Source organism: Halomonas sp. H10-59 (assembly GCF_040070555.1).
Classification (GTDB): domain Bacteria; phylum Pseudomonadota; class Gammaproteobacteria; order Pseudomonadales; family Halomonadaceae; genus Halomonas; species Halomonas litopenaei.
In genome coordinates, this window is the sequence record NZ_CP098828.1 from 1,886,298 (window position 1) to 1,901,852 (window position 15,555).

General features: G+C 61.8%; 17 protein-coding genes and 3 pseudogenes. 11 read left to right on the plus strand and 9 right to left on the minus strand.

Features of this window, described 5'->3' with window-relative positions:
- Nucleotides 1-68: 68 nt before the first annotated feature.
- Genes lapB through NFG57_RS08370 form a run of 3 tightly spaced genes read right to left on the minus strand, consistent with a single transcriptional unit; the run spans nucleotide 69 to nucleotide 1,904 of the window.
- Entirely contained in the window at nucleotides 69-1,247 is a 1,179-nt protein-coding gene (gene lapB / locus NFG57_RS08360) for a lipopolysaccharide assembly protein LapB (RefSeq protein ID WP_348815896.1), read from the minus strand.
- On the minus strand, nucleotides 1,248-1,553 hold the full coding sequence (locus tag NFG57_RS08365; RefSeq protein WP_045994572.1) for a LapA family protein: 306 nt from the start codon (nucleotides 1,551-1,553) through the stop codon (nucleotides 1,248-1,250).
- 54 nt (nucleotides 1,554-1,607) lie between these two features.
- Nucleotides 1,608-1,904, minus strand: a complete 297-nt coding sequence (locus NFG57_RS08370; protein WP_045994571.1) for an integration host factor subunit beta — start codon at nucleotides 1,902-1,904, stop codon at nucleotides 1,608-1,610.
- A gap of 238 nt (nucleotides 1,905-2,142) precedes the next feature.
- Here NFG57_RS08370 and NFG57_RS08375 point away from each other — a divergent pair, with 238 nt between their 5' ends.
- Together NFG57_RS08375 and NFG57_RS08380 are read left to right on the plus strand one after the other, a co-directional pair.
- Entirely contained in the window at nucleotides 2,143-2,445 is a 303-nt protein-coding gene (locus NFG57_RS08375) for a succinate dehydrogenase assembly factor 2 (RefSeq protein ID WP_045994570.1), read from the plus strand.
- A 28-nt stretch (nucleotides 2,446-2,473) separates the two neighbouring features.
- A complete protein-coding gene (locus NFG57_RS08380) occupies nucleotides 2,474-3,022 on the plus strand; it encodes a hypothetical protein (protein ID WP_348815898.1) in 549 nt (182 codons plus the stop codon).
- On the opposite strand, the gene dinB is transcribed toward NFG57_RS08380, so the two are convergent.
- Both dinB and lexA read right to left on the minus strand, forming a co-directional pair.
- Nucleotides 3,008-4,066, minus strand: coding sequence for a DNA polymerase IV (gene dinB / locus NFG57_RS08385; RefSeq protein ID WP_348815899.1), 1,059 nt, complete (start codon nucleotides 4,064-4,066; stop codon nucleotides 3,008-3,010). The two genes, NFG57_RS08380 and dinB, sit on opposite strands and share 15 nt — an antisense overlap.
- Nucleotides 4,067-4,105: 39 nt before the next feature.
- The gene (lexA, locus tag NFG57_RS08390) at nucleotides 4,106-4,771 is read right to left on the minus strand and encodes a transcriptional repressor LexA (protein ID WP_108132779.1); all 666 of its coding nucleotides are present in this window, start codon (nucleotides 4,769-4,771) and stop codon (nucleotides 4,106-4,108) included.
- A gap of 309 nt (nucleotides 4,772-5,080) precedes the next feature.
- Between lexA and NFG57_RS08395 the strand changes: the two genes are divergently transcribed.
- The 8 genes and pseudogenes from NFG57_RS08395 to NFG57_RS08430 all read left to right on the plus strand — a co-directional run.
- A complete protein-coding gene (locus NFG57_RS08395; RefSeq protein ID WP_045994566.1) occupies nucleotides 5,081-5,761 on the plus strand; it encodes a TetR/AcrR family transcriptional regulator in 681 nt (226 codons plus the stop codon).
- A gap of 21 nt (nucleotides 5,762-5,782) precedes the next feature.
- Complete coding sequence (locus tag NFG57_RS08400; protein ID WP_348815900.1) at nucleotides 5,783-6,301, plus strand: L,D-transpeptidase; 519 nt, start codon at nucleotides 5,783-5,785, stop codon at nucleotides 6,299-6,301.
- A gap of 273 nt (nucleotides 6,302-6,574) precedes the next feature.
- Entirely contained in the window at nucleotides 6,575-7,447 is an 873-nt protein-coding gene (locus tag NFG57_RS08405) for a decaprenyl-phosphate phosphoribosyltransferase (protein ID WP_348815901.1), read from the plus strand.
- Complete coding sequence (locus tag NFG57_RS08410; RefSeq protein WP_348815902.1) at nucleotides 7,444-8,415, plus strand: lysylphosphatidylglycerol synthase transmembrane domain-containing protein; 972 nt, start codon at nucleotides 7,444-7,446, stop codon at nucleotides 8,413-8,415. The genes NFG57_RS08405 and NFG57_RS08410 overlap by 4 nt, the downstream gene beginning before the upstream one ends.
- The gene (locus NFG57_RS08415) at nucleotides 8,412-9,713 is read left to right on the plus strand and encodes an FAD-binding oxidoreductase (protein WP_348815903.1); all 1,302 of its coding nucleotides are present in this window, start codon (nucleotides 8,412-8,414) and stop codon (nucleotides 9,711-9,713) included. The genes NFG57_RS08410 and NFG57_RS08415 overlap by 4 nt, the downstream gene beginning before the upstream one ends.
- The gene (locus NFG57_RS08420) at nucleotides 9,710-10,465 is read left to right on the plus strand and encodes an SDR family oxidoreductase (protein WP_348815904.1); all 756 of its coding nucleotides are present in this window, start codon (nucleotides 9,710-9,712) and stop codon (nucleotides 10,463-10,465) included. Before NFG57_RS08415 ends, NFG57_RS08420 begins: the two co-directional genes overlap by 4 nt.
- Nucleotides 10,462-10,593 (plus strand): hypothetical protein, encoded by a 132-nt coding sequence (locus NFG57_RS08425; RefSeq protein ID WP_348815905.1) that lies wholly within the window; start codon nucleotides 10,462-10,464, stop codon nucleotides 10,591-10,593. Before NFG57_RS08420 ends, NFG57_RS08425 begins: the two co-directional genes overlap by 4 nt.
- A 57-nt stretch (nucleotides 10,594-10,650) precedes the next feature.
- Nucleotides 10,651-10,917: pseudogene (locus NFG57_RS08430) on the plus strand (transposase); the annotation flags it as partial.
- Nucleotides 10,918-10,929: 12 nt separating this feature from the next.
- Here NFG57_RS08430 and NFG57_RS08435 read toward each other — a convergent pair.
- Nucleotides 10,930-11,821, minus strand: a pseudogene (locus tag NFG57_RS08435) (IS30 family transposase); the annotation flags it as partial.
- Between NFG57_RS08435 and NFG57_RS08440 the strand changes: the two are divergent.
- Nucleotides 11,804-12,484, plus strand: a pseudogene (locus tag NFG57_RS08440) (IS3 family transposase); the annotation flags it as partial. The pseudogenes NFG57_RS08435 and NFG57_RS08440 overlap by 18 nt on opposite strands.
- Here NFG57_RS08440 and NFG57_RS08445 read toward each other — a convergent pair.
- The 3 genes from NFG57_RS08445 to NFG57_RS08455 all read right to left on the minus strand — a co-directional run bounded on the left by NFG57_RS08445 (nucleotide 12,450) and on the right by NFG57_RS08455 (nucleotide 15,313).
- Nucleotides 12,450-13,151, minus strand: coding sequence for a transposase (locus NFG57_RS08445; RefSeq protein ID WP_348815906.1), 702 nt, complete (start codon nucleotides 13,149-13,151; stop codon nucleotides 12,450-12,452). The pseudogene NFG57_RS08440 and the gene NFG57_RS08445 overlap by 35 nt on opposite strands.
- A 338-nt stretch (nucleotides 13,152-13,489) precedes the next feature.
- Nucleotides 13,490-13,819 carry a DUF1153 domain-containing protein gene (locus NFG57_RS08450; RefSeq protein ID WP_348815908.1) on the minus strand — a complete coding sequence of 110 codons (330 nt, stop codon included), beginning with the start codon at nucleotides 13,817-13,819 and terminating at the stop codon, nucleotides 13,490-13,492.
- Nucleotides 13,820-14,173: 354 nt separating this feature from the next.
- Entirely contained in the window at nucleotides 14,174-15,313 is a 1,140-nt protein-coding gene (locus NFG57_RS08455) for a type II secretion system F family protein (protein WP_348815910.1), read from the minus strand.
- Between the last annotated feature and the right edge of the window lie 242 nt (nucleotides 15,314-15,555).

Sequence of the window (15,555 nt, forward strand, 5' to 3'; positions counted from 1 at the left end):
CAAGTCAGGCAGAAGATCCGATGACGGCGTTAGAGGCGATCGAGAAGGAGTTAGAGGCCAAGTGACCGCTACTCTCCCTCTATACCGGTGATGGGTTTGGTGGTGCCCCAATTCCTGCATCTGGGGCACTGCCAGTGCAGGTGTTCACCTGAGAAGCCGCAGCGCCGGCAGCGGTGGCGGGGGAGCGCCTTGATCAGCGGCTGGGTGTGCTGGCGCAGCAGGTCGAAACGGGGATCGCCTTCGCTTGCCTCGCTACGCTGGTATAGCCCCATCAGGTAGTCCACCCCACCAAGGCTCGGCTCCTTCCTGAGCTGTTCGGTGATCAGCGCTATCGCCTCCTCATCACTCCCTCGCACCTGGCGCAGCGTCTGCGCCAACAGCAGCATTACGCTGGTGCAGGGATTCAGCTCCAGCAGCCGGTGCAGGTGCGCGATCAGTCCCTCTGCGTCGTCAAGAAGCTGATAGGTGCGTTCCAGCGGCTCAAGCAGCGTCGGGATAAAGTCGGCGTCCTGCTGGGGAATACGATCCAGATGCTTGAGCGCCTGGCGGTACTGGCCGGTGTCGTGGCACAACTCGGCCTGGATCATGTTGGCGCGGATGCAGCGTTCGTCGATGGAAAGCGCCTGCTTCAGGTGCTTTCTGGCGATGCCGTGGCTATTGGATGCTCGCGCCTCTGCGGCCAGTTCGCAGTGCCAGTGGGCAGCGGCCCGACGCAGGTCATCATGGCGTCGGGTCAACTGGGGAACGGCCTCGTCGATCGCCTGCTGCCATTCACCCTCGCGCTCGAACAGGTCCACCAGCAGCCGCTTGGCATGGTGGCGTACTTCGGCGTGGGTTTCTTCCTTGACCAGCCCCTTCAGCAGCCGTTCGGCGCGATCGTGCAGACCCAGCTGCAGAAAGTCCCGGGACAGCTCGAGCTGAACCCAGGCTCCCTGGAGGCCGTCCAGGAAAGGACGTGCGAGCAGGTTCTGGTGAATCTTGACGGCGCGGTCGGCCTCACCGCGAGAGCGAAACAGGTTCCCCAGGGTGACGTGAGTCTCGATGGTATCGCTGTTGACCTCCAGCGCAGAGATGAAGGTCTCGATGGCCCGGTCCTGCTGATCGTTGAGCAGGTAGTTCAGACCGACAAAGTAGTCGCGGTGAAGACTTGGGGCGGGGCGTTCTTGCTGTCGACTCTCCCGCCGGCCGAGCGCCCAGCCAATGGCGAGGGCGACGACCAGCAGGCCCAGCAGCAGAAGATCGGGCATTCAGGGAAGTTCCTTCATCTCCTGCACGCGAAGACGATCGAGTTCCTTGCGCTGCTGCTGGTTGTGGCGTTGGGCGCGAGTCAGCAGGGCGCGCAGCCGAATGTAGACGCCGCTCATCGCCAGCATGCCAAGCAGCACGCCGACAGCCAGGGAGGCCAGCAGCCACACCGACAGGGAGGCCTCGGGCAATTCGAACCAGATGAGGTTCAGCGGCAGGGCCTGTTGGTTGTTGGTCGCGAACAGGATACCGATGACCAGTACCGCCAGCAGAATGATGGCCATGATCAGGCCTTTTAGCCAACGCATGTGTGACTTCCCATAGTAAGACAAAGAGAACGGAGAGAGCGGTTGTCAGCGAACTCAGTAGCCCAGCGCACGGCTGGCGTCGACTTGTTCGCGCAACTCCTTTCCGGGCTTGAAGTGTGGCACGAACTTGCCTTCCAGCTCCACCGCTTCACCTGTCTTGGGGTTGCGGCCGACCCGGGGCTCCCGATAGTGCAGAGAGAAACTGCCAAAACCCCGTATCTCGACCCGCCCACCATCGGCGAGGGTATCGGTGATGTCATCCAGAATGAGGCGCACCGCGGCCTCGACGTCCTTGATCGACAGCTCCGGCTGCCGCATGGAGATCTGCTCTATCAGTTCGGACTTTGTCATCGGTTGTCTCCGTGAGTCCCACCTGGGTGTTGAGCGCTGGCCAAGCCAGTGGCGAAGGCCGTATCCGTCACAGCCTCTTGTTTTTAGATAGCATACTTTTCAAGTCTTGAGAAAACAACGCACTACATTCGTGGCAATGATCTTGCGCCGGGTCACCTTCGGGATACGCCGGCGGCTGCCTGGCGGATCGTGCTGCGGTATACTGAGGCCACACATTCCATCCCTGACGAGGTTCCCCTTGGATCAACCGTCTTCCGTGGCCTCCCGCCTCGAGGCCGAGCGCAAGCGACTGCACTGGCACTCCCGCCGTGGCATGTGGGAGCTGGACCTCTTGCTGCTGCCGTTTCTCGAGCATTGCTACGATGAACTCGACGAGGCCGATCAGGCCGCCTATCGCCAGCTGATCACCGAAGAGGACCAGGACCTGTTCATGTGGTTGATGCGTCGCGAGTGGCCGGAAGAGCCCAGCCGTCGCCGTATCGTGCAGATGATCGTGGACTATGCCGAGACCAGCGGTCACGGTCACAATCGGGGCCTCTGAGCAGCAGCATCTCTTCCAGGGGGCGCTGGTGGCGACCATCGCGCTGGTCGTCGCCGGCGCCACTCCCTCGCCGGTGGGGGCGCTACTCACCGCAGCTCTCTGCAGCAGACTGATTCACGCCCACCGCCATCCGCTTCAGGGTCAGCTAAGGTGCCTGGTCGAGAGTGAGCCAGCAGTGGCATCTGGGGTAACGCTGGTCGCCGTGGATGACGAGCAGGCCGAAGATACGGGCCTTTCCGTATGGCAGCGTCGGCAGCGACGCCTTCTGCGGGCCCTGAGTCAGGCGCTTATGCGCTGGTGGGGCAAGCCCAGGGCCCCGGTGCCTGGGCGTTGGCAGTGGTGTCCGTTGGCGTCATCTGCGGACAAATCCGTGAGGCTTTATTCGGATGACGCTGACTGGCGCGAGATCGAGCTGACCTGCGAAAGCGTCGGCGCCAGGCTGATTTCCCTGCGCTGGCAGGGGCATACCCACTGGCTGTGGCCCGATTCGATGACACCCGAAGAGCACCGCGTGCTGCGACGCTACCTGCTTGGCATGCCAGTGGCGTTGGGTTCTCAGACGTCAAAACGGCAATGACAGCTGTTGCCTGGCTTCCTGTGGCACCAGGCGCACGCCGACGCCGAGCAGGCGCACCGGGCGGTGGGCGCGTTGCCAGGCCTGGTCGAGCAGTTGGCGGTAGCTGGCGAGATCCGGCTCCAGGCCCTTCGACTCCAGGGTGGTGGTGGTGAAGTCGTCAAAGCGCACCTTGACGAACACGCCGGCCAGGGGCGGGCGACCATTGCGGTCGATGCGCGCCTTCAACTTCTCGCAGAGGGTGACCAGCGCCTGCTGGGCCGCGGCCAGATCCGGCAGGTCCCGGCCGTAGGTGCTTTCGACGCTGATCGACTTGCGTTCGCGCTCCACCTTGACCGGGCGCTCGTCGATGCCGCGGGCGAGTTCATAGAGGCGTCGCCCGAATTTGCCGAACTCGTCCAGCAGCTTGTCGATGGGCTGTTCGCGCAGCTCCTCACAGGTGGTGATGCCCAGCGCGTCCAGGCGGGCGCCGGTGGCGGGCCCCACGCCGTGAAGCTTGCGCACCGGCAGGGCCAGTACGAAGCTTTCTACCTGGTCGGGTGGTATCACCGTCAGCCCATCCGGCTTGTCCCAGTCGCTGGCGATCTTGGCCAGGAACTTGGACGGTGCCGCCCCCACCGACACCGTGATGCCGGTGCGCGCCAGACACTCCTCCTTCAGCCAGCGGGCCATCCAGGTGGCGCTGCCCTTGAACCCCTCGACATCGCTGACGTCCAGATAGGCCTCGTCCAGCGACAGCGGTTCGACCAGCGGCGTCAGCTCATGGAAGATCGCCTGAATCTGCCTCGACACCTCGCGGTACTTGTCGAAGTCCGGCGCAACCAGCGTCAGTTCCGGGCACAGGCGCAGCGCGCGGGCGGTCGGCATCGCCGAATGGATGCCGAACTTGCGCGCCGGATAGTTGCAGGTGGTGATGACGCCGCGGCCCTCGCGCGCGCCGCCCACCGCCAGCGGAATATCCTGCAGGGCGGGATTGTCGCGCATCTCGACCGCGGCGTAGAAGCAGTCGCAGTCGGCATGCAGAATCTTGCGTACGGGTGCGGGCATGGGCGGGCAGGCGCTGGCACGACGTCGGTGAAACGGCGACTAGCCCAGGGCCTGGCCGTTGCCACCGCGAATGACCCCAACCCCGACGCCCTCGATATCCAGGCTGTCGCGACGCAGGTCCAGGGTGATGGGCGCGAAGTCGGGGTTCTCGGCCTCCAGGGTGACCTGATGGCCGTCACGCTGGAAGCGCTTGACCGTCACCTCATCCTCCAGGCGTGCTACCACGATCTGGCCGTTGCGGATGCGCTCGGTGCGATGCACCGCCAGCAGGTCACCCTCCAGGATGCCGACGTCCTTCATCGACAGCCCGCGCACGCGCAGAAGATAGTCTGCGCGGGGGGTGAAGTAGTCCGGCGGCAGCGGGCAGTAGCGGTCGATGTGCTCGGCGGCGAGGATCGGGCTGCCGGCGGCGACCTCGCCGATGATCGGCAGGCCCTGCGAGGGGCTGGCTTCCTGGGGCGACTCGTTGGCGGCGCCGGAGTCGGCCTCCTGGGCCGGCAGGCGGATGCCGCGAGAGGTGCCGCGAATCACGCGAATCGCGCCCTTGCGCTCGAGCGCCCGCAGGTGTTCTTCGGCAGCATTGGGGGAGCGAAAGCCCAGGGCGCGTGAAATTTCCGCGCGGGTGGGCGGGTACCCCAGCTCGTTCATGGTCTTGACGATAAAGTCATAGACGTTTTGCTGGCGAGGGGTCAGGGGACGTGTCATGCGGCCTCCCACGGGCGGCGATGGAACAGGGTGGCTTGGCGGCGGCTTGCTGCCGACGCTTGCCAGTGCTAGGGGCGTCAATGCTCGCCCTTGGTGAAGTGTACAGTATGGATGTACATCCAGTAAAACCGCGAAAGGCCAGGAATAGTGTGCCAGGGCACTGGTGTAGTGGGCCGCCACCTGATGCATTCGTTTGAAACAGGGTGGAGCCAGGGTTGATTGTGCGAGAAGGGCGGCTCCCTTACACTCAAGCCAGTATTCAAACAATTGTTTCCAACTGCCCTTGACAAGACTGGACGGAGCCCGCGAATGGCCCAGACCGATACCGTGACGCGCATCCTGGACACCGCCGAGGTGCTTTTCGCCGAACGCGGCTTCGCGGAAACGTCGCTGCGCAACATTACCGGCAAGGCCAAGGTCAACCTGGCCGCCGTCAACTACCACTTCGGCTCCAAGAAGGCGCTGATCCAGGCGGTGTTCTCCCGCTACCTGGATCCCTTCTCCGATCGCTTTCATGCCGCCATCGATGAGCTCGAGCGCGGCTACGGTGATCGCGTGATTCCGCTGGAGGTGCTGCTCGAGACCATGGCCCGCACTGTGCTCGAGGTACCGGCCGAACGGCACAGCCTCAAGGTGTTCATGCGCCTGCTGGGGCTGGCCTACAGTCAGGCCCAGGGGCACCTGCGTCGCTATATCCAGGACCAGTACGGCACCGTGTTCACCCGTTTCGTGGCGCTGGTGCGCAAGGCCACGCCGGAGCTGCCGGACTCCGAGCGCTTCTGGCGTCTGCACTTTGCGCTGGGCACCGTGATCTTTACCCTGTCTGGGCTCGATGCCCTGCGCGACATCGCCGAGAAGGACTACGACGAGCATGTCTCGGTACGCGACCTGGTGCGCCGCATGATGCCGGTGGTGGTGTCAGCGCTGAAGGCGCCACTGCCGGAGCCGGCGCCGACGATGCCACCGGCGACCCGCGAGCCAACTGCATAAGCTGAGAAGGGAGTCAGGGTCATGCATACCCCGCAATTGGCAGCGCTTCCCCCCACCGAAGGTGTGTGGGTGGAGGTCGACACCGCGCGTCAGCAGCTGACGCTATGGCGGGGTGAAGACCCTGCCTGGCAATGCCTGGTGTCCACCGGTGCTGCCGGTACTGGCCAGCAAGAGGGCAGCGGTCAGACCCCGCTGGGCTGGCACCAGATCCGTGCGGCCATCGGTGAGGGGCAGCCTGCGGGCTGCGTCTTTCGTGGCCGTCGTCCCACCGGTGAGGTCTACAGCGAGGCGCTAGGCCAGGCCCAGCCAGAGCGCGACTGGATCCTGACCAGAATCCTCTGGCTCAGTGGTCTGGAGCCGGGCTTCAATCGTGGCGGCGACGTCGATTCCCAGCGCCGCTATATCTATTTTCACGGCACCCCGCCGGACAAGCCCATGGGGGTGGCCGACTCCCATGGCTGTATTCGCCTGCGTGACGACGACCTGTTGCGGCTGTTCGACGAAGCACCGCCTGGCACGGCGGTGTGGCTGCACGACTAGGTGGCTCGATATGAAAGGTCTAACGAACGGACGCCACTTCAGAAGCTCTTGGTGGAAGGACTCTTCGACTGGCTTTGCGAACAGTGATTTAGTTCATGCTCTGGTCTCGCTGACAACCCTGATCCTGAGGCGAATGATCTAGCTCGTGCGAGGCATCGCTGGGATCGAATTCTCTTAGAATTATCGCTATTATGCTGCACTGGCTACGTCTGTGCTAGGTGGTCGAAAGAAAAGTGCCTGTAAAATTAATGCTTTACGATATGGTTGCCGTGTATGCGTTCCTTTGTAAGTTTGGCGAGGCCCCACCAGTATCTCAAGAATGGCTTTGTGCTGGTCGGACCGCTGTTTGCACACCAGTGGGATCCGGTGACTCTCTCTCAAGCGCTGCTGGTCTTTCTGGCGTTCTGCTGCATGGCCAGCGGGGTTTATGTGCTCAACGACATTCTAGACGTCGAGGCTGATCGCGCGCATCCCGTAAAGTGTCGCCGTCCTTTGCCGAGCGGTACCATCTCGGTTGCGGCCGCGAAGCGGTTTCTATTGGGTTTGGTGGTGGGTTCGGTGGCGCTGGCAGTACTGGTCAGCGGCTGGGTCGCTCTATTCGTGGCTGCTTACTTCGTCATTAACATCTTCTATTCATGGTACTTCAAGCATGTGGTGATCCTCGATGTGTTCCTGATCTCATCTGGCTTTATGCTGCGCATTTTGGCCGGCACTGTGGGGCTGGGTATCGAGCCGTCCGCTTGGTTGCTGCTCTGCGGCCTGATGGTCACGTTATTTCTGGGTTTTTCGAAGCGCCGTGCGGAATTGCTTATGTTAGAGAGTAACGCGCAGACCAACGGAGGCCTTACTCGACGAGTGCTTGACGATTATAGTCCGGCGATGCTTGAGCAGTTCATAGCAGTTACTGCTGCTTGCACCATCTTGGCATACGGCATGTATACAGTTTCGCCAAGTACGATTGCCATGCACGGTAGTGATGGTCTGATCTATACCTTGCCCTTCGTGGTGTACGGCATCTTTCGCTATCTCTATCTGTTACATCACCGGTCTAGGGGTAATGATGCGGCCAAGGATTTGGTCACTGATCGCCACTTGCTGGCGACCGTCGTTGGCTGGGTGGGGTCGGCACTGTGGGTCCTCTCATGACGGCGAGCAAAAATCACCTTGAGGGGTGGCGGCTGCGAGCGCTAGTGATTTCCATTGTGGTGGCGGCAATAGGCTACCTTGCGTTTTCCCTATGGGGCGGCTGGAAAGAGGTATTGTCTGCCTTCGCGGAGATTGGTTGGCTGGGAACTCTGATCGTCCTGAGCCTATCGCTGTTGAACTATGCGCTACGTTTCGCTCGCTGGCAGCTCTACCTCAAGCAATTGGGCCATCGCGTGGCCTTTAAACCGAGCCTGCGGATCTACCTCAGCGGCTTTGCCCTGACCACTACACCGGGCAAAGCGGGTGAGGCCTTCAGGGGCGTGCTTCTCAAGCAGCGCGGGGTGCCATTTCCAACGACCTTTGCTGCTTTCGTTAGCGAGCGTCTATCTGATCTTGTTGCCATTGTACTGCTCACACTGTTGGGGTTGACCCAATATCCCCAGGCGCGCGGCATTGTACTTGCCGGAGTGCTGGGGATCCTGGTGGTGCTCGTCTGTCTGTCTAGCCAGTCGCTGTTAGACTGGCTGTACCGGTGGGCTGCAGATCGCGAGGGAAAGTTAATGGCCTTGGTAGCCCATATCAGTGAGACTCTTCATGGTGCGCGTTTGTGTCATCGTCCCCGTCTGCTGGGCGTGGCCACAGTGATTAGTGTGATTGCCTGGGGGGCCGAGGCACTGGCCTTCTATTGGATGCTGGGCTGGTTAGGCGCTGATATCTCGTTGTCGTTTGCCATCTTCGTCTACGCGCTGGCGATGCTGGCCGGCGCGCTGAGCTTTCTGCCGGGCGGTCTCGGCGGCGCGGAGGCGGTGATGGCCTCGTTGCTCGTCCTGAAGGGCATGACAATGCCCGCTGCCATCGCAGCGACGGTGTTCATCCGATTGGCGACGCTGTGGTTTGCTGTAGTTATCGGTCTGGTGGCGCTGATCCGCAGCCGGCACGGGGAAGTGCTGGCGGAGGGGGGGGCATGAGAGTCCCGAATTCCTGGAACCGCCTGCCGAGAGTGGAACCTGAGGCGATACATACCCTAACCCAGCGCAGTCGCGGCGTGCCGGACCATCTGCCTAGGCCGCTGCTGGCCCACGGCAATGGCCGAAGTTACGGCGACGTGTGTCTAACCGAGAGAGGGACTCTGCTGTTGACCCGAGGGCTCGACCGCTTCATGGAGTTTGACCCACAGCGAGGTGTCGTGCGCTGTGAGGCGGGAGTGACACTGGCCGAGATCCTCGCCTTGGTGGTGCCACGAGGCTGGTTCCTGCCCAGTACGCCAGGAACGCGACTTGCCACCGTTGGCGGCGCCGTTGCGAACGATGTACATGGCAAGAACCACCATGCCGTGGGCAGTTTCGGCCACTCTGTGCGTGCACTGGAGTTGTGGCGCAGCGATGGCAGCGTAGTCGAGTGCCGTCCGGAGGATGACAGTGGCTGGTTTGAGGCCACCATCGGCGGTCTGGGCCTGACCGGATTGATTCGCTGGGTCGATCTTCAGCTAATGCCCATCCAGAATCCCTGGATGTGGGTCGAGTCGCAGCGCTTCACCAACCTAAACGAGTTCTGGACGCTCAACCGTCGCGCCGAGTCCCGCTGGCCTTACACCGTGGCCTGGATCGACTGTCTGGCTAAAGGCAAGGCCCAGGGCCGGGGCATCCTGCTGGCCGGCCAGCATGCGGCGGCACAGGCCGAATTGCCGACTTTCAAGGAAGGCGGCAAACGCTTACCCATCGATCTGCCGTTCTCGCTGGTCAACGGCCTGAGTCTGCGTGCCTTCAATACCCTCTACTACCGCCAACCGGTAAAGCCCCAGGGGGCGCTGACCCACTATGTGCCGTACTTCTATCCATTGGATGCCATTCAGGGCTGGAACCGGATCTATGGGCGGCGGGGCTTCTACCAGTACCAGTGTGTGATCCCGCCCCTTGAGGCCGAGGCCGCCACGGCAGCGCTGCTCGACACCATCGCCAGGCGCGGCGAGGGCTCGTTTCTTGCCGTACTCAAGACCTTTGGGCATACGCCCTCACTGGGTATGCTGTCGTTCCCGCGCCCCGGCACTACCCTGGCCCTTGACTTCCCCAACCGGGGTAACAAGACACGGCGCCTTTTCGAGGAGCTGGATGCCATTGTGCGTGAGGCCGGTGGCGCTCTCTACCCCGGCAAGGACGCCCGCATGCCGGCGAGTCTTTTCAAGTCCGGCTTTCCTCATTGGGAGGCCTTTAGCGAGTACGTCGACCCTGGCTTTTCTTCCCGATTCTGGCAGCGTGTAACCTCATGAACTCCCTCAAACGTGTAATTCTCTTCGGGGCGACCTCCGCCATTGCCGAGCAGACCGCCCGGCAGCTGGTCGCCCAGGGTGCCTCTCTCTACTGCGTGGGGCGCAATCGCGACAAGCTGGTGGCCCTGATCGAGGACCTCAAGATCCGAGCGGGCGATCAGCAGCACATCGACGGTAGCGTAGCGGACCTTACAGACTGCTCTCAGCATGCTCAGTTCATCGATACCGCCGAACAGCAGCTGGGCGGCATCGACGGCGTGCTGATCGCCCACGGCACCCTGCCGGACCAGCAGGCCTGCCAGGCAGATAGCGCTCTGACTCGGCAGGAGATCGAGACCAACGCCTTGAGCGTGATCAACCTGCTGACCCTGCTCGCCAACCGCCTTGAACAACAGCAGCGTGGCGTGATTGCCGTGATCAGCTCGGTGGCCGGCGACCGGGGGCGGCAGAGTAACTATGTATACGGCGCTGCCAAGGGAATGATCACTCTGTTCCTCCAGGGGCTGCGCAACCGGTTGGCCAAGGCTAACGTCGACGTGGTTACCATCAAGCCTGGTTTCGTGGATACCCCCATGACTGCTGAGTTCGATAAAGGTGGGCCGCTGTGGGCCAAGCCCGAGCAGGTCGCCAAAGGCATCATCCAGGCGATGCAAAAGGGCAAGAACGAGGTGTACCTGCCGTGGTTCTGGTGGAGCATTATGCTGATTATCAAGCATATCCCCGAGGCTATCTTCAAACGGATGTCGCTATGAGCAAGAATGATGCCTCCAACGCCCGCCCCGTAGCTTTCTTCGACTTCGACGGTACCCTGACGACTGGCGATACGTTGATGCCGTTTCTCAAGTGCGTTGTCGGCACGCCAACTTACTACGCCAAATGATCTTGCCCACCAACAGTGGACACCCCGTTAAGGCAGTACACTGAACGAGGTGACCCCATGGCAAGGCAAGCAACGTCGATGAAGAAGACTCGCACCCGTTACTCCCAGGTCTACAAGGACGAGGCCTTGGCACTCGCTGACCGTGTTGGTACCAGTGCCGCCGCCCGCGAGCTGGGTCTTCAACCCAGCCAGCTCTACCAATGGCGAGCCAAGGCTCAGCAGCAGCAGAGTGCCTCGGCTCGCGAGCAGGCCTTGGCGGAAGAGAACGCGAGGCTCAAGCGTCAGCTGGCTGAGAAGTCGGAAGAGCTTGAAATCGCAAAAAAAGCCGCCTTGCGCTCAACCGGTCAATGCAACGGTGGTGGATAAGACTTCGGCAGGTGTCTTGTATCCCAGCGTTTTCCTGGGGCGCTCGTTAAGCCGCATGGCCACCTGATCAAGGTCTTGCTGGGTGAACGTGGATAGATCTGTCCCTTTTGGGTAGTACTGTCTTAGCAGGCGGTTGGTATTCTCGTTGGTTCCCCGCTGCCATGGGCTCTGAGGGTCGCAGAAGTAGACTTGAATATCGGTCGCAACCGTGAAGTCCTTATGTGCCGCCAGCTCTGTGCCCCGATCCCATGTCAGATATCCTCTCAGACCAGCCGGCAGCCGCTGGGCCTCTCTTATCAAGCCAGCGATCACACTGGTCGTATCCTTGCCATCCACCTGAACTAGCATGGTGAAGCGAGAGTGACGCTCGACCAACGTAGCAATGTGGGAATTTTTGGCACCGGTGATCAAATCTCCTTCCCAGTGCCCCGGAATCGCCCGGTCCTCCGCCTCTGGAGGACGTTCTCGGATGGACACCGCATCCCTGATCTGTCCCGCGGCTGACTCGTAGCAAGCTTGGAGCGGCGCATCATGCGCTTATAACGCAGATGCTGCATCAGTTCCTTCTTCAGTACACCGCGCGCTTGGATGTAAAGGCTGCGGTAAATCGTCTCATGTGACACCTGCATGCGCCGGTCTCTCGGGAAACGGAGTTTCAGCCAGCCCGAGATCTGCTCAGGAGACAACTGTAGTGCAAGCTTTTCCGCCACTAGCTGCCGCAGTTCGGGGACACAGTTGCCAGATGGCACACCTTAGGGCGTTTGGCATGCTCCCATGCAGCCTCATCAGTAGTACTGGCCCGATACTGGTCGCGTCCTCCATGGCGAGCGACTTCCCGGCTCACCGTGGAAACGTAGCGCCCAGGCTGACCCATGACCTGAACGATGCAGGCGTAGCCATCTGCCTCAATACCGTGGCCGCCAGCCAACGTCGGCAAAACTTGCGGGCGAAAGCCGCGCGTAAGTTCAAGGCCACGACGAACTCACGGCATGGCCTGCCCGTCGCACCGAATCTGCTGGAGCAAGACTTCAGTGCCACGGCGCCGAACCAGAAATGGGTCGGCGACATCACTTACCTGGCGACGGGTGAGGGCTGGCTCTACCTGGCGGTACTGATTGACCTGTATTCACGCAAGGTGATCGGCCGGGCGATGAGCGAGCGCATGACCGCTGACCTGGTCGGCGACGAGCTTCAGATGGCGCTGTGGAGCCGCAAGATGCCCAAGGGCGTCATCGTGCATAGCGACCGTGGTAGCCAGTATTGTTCGTCCCTGTACCAGTCGTCCCTGACCCGGCACGACCTCCGGTGCAGCATGAGTGCCAAGGGCAACTGTTACGACAATGCCTGCGCCGAGAGCTTCTTTCACAGTCTCAAGGTCGAGGCCATTCACGGCGAGCGACTCACGACCCGAGAAACTATGCGACGGCTGGTGTTCGAGTACATAGAGTTGGACTACAACCGGCAACGCCGGCACAGCGCGATCGGGATGATCAGCCCAGAGGTCTTCGAGGCTCGAATGATCGCTTACACCGGTGTCCACCAGTGCTGGGTAAGATCACCTTCATGCACACCCTTGGGCATAGGCGACGGGCGGCATATAGCCCAGTGAGCTGTGCGGTCTGACTTGGTTGTAGTGGGCTTGTCAACGTTAGTGAAGTTTGTCCGGATTTCATCAATTCAGATTGTCCGGTTTTTATCAGTGCTCTTTCATCGGCAAACCAGAGGGTCTTGGGCTGATCCTTGAGTAGATACGTCGTGGTCAGTGACGCATTGGCCGCCAGCAGCTCTTCCAGCTTCACCGCCTGCTTAGGTTTGAGGTTGTTGGCATTGCGCAGCAGCAGCCAGCGGCTGCCCTTGATGATCTTGCGGGCCGCCTTGTCATCGCGCAGCTGGTTGGCCTGGTCGACGCGCACCCGATCCATCACCTCGCGCCCGTATTTGGCCATCACGTGGAAGCGGTCATAGACCACCTCGGCATTGGGACATTGGTCCTTCACCTCGAGATCGAAGGCCGAGTTCATCTCCATGGCGACGGCCTCGATCTGCTCTCGCGCCTCGCCCAGCCACGCGAAGAACGGTCGGATCGCTTCATGGGAGCGGCCTTCCCCGATCCATACCACCTGTTGGGTGTCAGCGCAGGCGACCACGGTGGCGTAGCGCTGCCCCTTGTGAAGGGTGAACTCGTCCATCATCAGGCGCCGCAAGCGTGTCCAGTCACAGACCGGGCAGCGTAGGCGTCGCACCGGGACGTCGAGCTCTACTCGGTAGAGCAGCAGCGGTGCCTCACGGACGCGCCGGCGATACACGTCGTGTACCAGGAAACAGGCGTGGTCGCAGCCGCTACAGACAGGCAGAATCCGGTCTTTGGGCTCCAGCTAGAGCCGCAGCGTTTGAGCGTCCAGGAACTCGTGGTGGGTGACGGTGAAGCCTTTCCAGATCAGGCAGAGCGGGGTAGTATCCATAGCAACGGCGGTGTCCGTAGGCTGACGTTTTGGCGAATATCAGCTTACTCGGATTTACTGCCGTTTCTCTATCCTGCCTGTCTCACGCGCCTTGCCCGTTTCACGCTAATCTGCGATGAACCTTTTTTTAGCGCGTAGATCTGTAGGTGGGCCTCGCCCAGCGCCTCCTTAGTCTCCCGCAGATCGGACGCATACTGCTTGCGGATGTCCTTGGGGCGGGCCCGGAAACCGTTTTCCATGCTGCGCTGGGCCTCCTCGATCCAGCCTTCGACCTCGGAAAAGGTGAGGTCATGCTGCCGAGCCACTTCAGCGACGGTGATCTTGCCCTTGAAGATGTCCATGACCACGGCGGCTTTGCGCTTCGCAGTCCAGTGTTTGACGGTGGGTTCGTTGCTCATTGCGTCCTCTTGATTGCTGCACTATAGCCTGTGTAGCTCTGGAGGGGGTCATTTCAGTCCACCGCTACTGGATAAGATCAAACCCTTTACAATTGGCGGAAACAGGCAGAGCAAGGGGGCAGGTTTTGCCTTCACGTTCCTCCACACCCGATCAATGGACCAGACAGGAAAAGTTCCAGATCGTCCTGGAGACAGCCCCCATGAACGGGGCCGAGGCCCCACTGTCAGGATAAGTATCGTATCGTCTGACACCCTATTCCGATAACCCGTCAGGGGGCGAATGGAGACACCCGTGCGTCAACGTAGAGGGGTGAGTCGCATCGAGAATTGGCGCGCAGAAATGGCCTGCGTCGTTTAGATGACGTTGCCCAACTGGAAGATCGGTAGATACATCGCCAGCACTAGGCCACCCACCACCACGCCCAGCACCACGATGATCAGCGGCTCCAAGAGGCTTGTCAGGGTGTCGACGCGATCGTCCACCTCGCGCTCGAAGTGATCCGCCACCCGCGTCAACATGCTGTCCAGGGCGCCGGCTTCCTCGCCGATGGCCACCATCTGCAGTGCCAGTGGCGGGAATCGCCGCGTCGCCCGCATCGCCAGGTGGAGTCGCTGGCCACTGGCGACCTCGTTCTGCACTGCCGCCACCGCCTGTCGGTAGACGTCATTGCCGCAAGCGCCGGCGGCGGTCTTCAGCGCTTCCACCAAGGGCACGCCAGCGGCGAAGGCGGTGGCCAGGGTACGACAGAAGCGTGCCACCGAAGCGTTCTCCAGAATCGCCCCCACCACCGGTAGTCTGAGCGCCAGGCCGTGAGCGCCGAAGCGCGCCCTGGCCGAGCGCTTGATCCACCATTTCGCCGCACCGGCCATCACGCCTGCGCTTCCCAGCAGCACCAGCCACCATTGCTGGGCGAACTCCGAAAGCTCGATGGTCAGCCGAGTCAGCGGGGGCAGGCTTGCCCCGACGCCCTCGAACATCTGTTCGAACTGAGGCACCACCTTGATCAGCAGGATGGCGCTGACCGCGATGCCTACCGCCACTACGGTGGAGGGATACCACAGCGCCTTGCGAACCCGCGCCTTCAATCGCTCGCGCTTTTCCAGGTGGCCGGCCAGTCGCTCGAGCATGCGGTCCAGCGTACCCGACTGCTCACCGGCGGCGACCAGATTGACGTACAGCGCATCGAAGGTGAGCGGGTGGCGGGACAGCGCCTGGGCCATGCTGGCCCCGGCGCTGACGTCCATGCCCAGTGCCTGGACGACTAGCCGCATGGCTGGCTTTGAAAGGCTTTCGCCCAGCACGTGAAAGGCCTGCAACAACGGCACGCCGGCGGTCAGCAGGGTCGCCAGCTGGCGCGAGAACAGGGTGAGATCCCGGGGCGATATCTGGCGCTCGAAGCGCGCAAGCGTGCCGCCCTGGCGCAGCTTGCGCGGGATCACACCAAGCTGATGCAACTGGCGCTGGGCCTCGGGACGGCCGGTTGCCAGCAGCACCCCGCTGCGCCGCTGGCCCTGGCGATCCTCGCCTTTCCAGTGCCAGCACCTCTGGCGCGGATGCGGGGGTGCGGAACGGCGTGCACTGCGCAGGTGGTCGCGTGACCCGTTTGACTCGCTTGATCCGTTGGACCCAGTCGATCCCGCTGAAAGGTGGCTGTGGCCAGCGTGAGAACCCGATCCACCGGAGGCAGAAGAGGCTGGCTCCCCCGGCGTTGCATCAGGCGTGTAGCCACCCACCT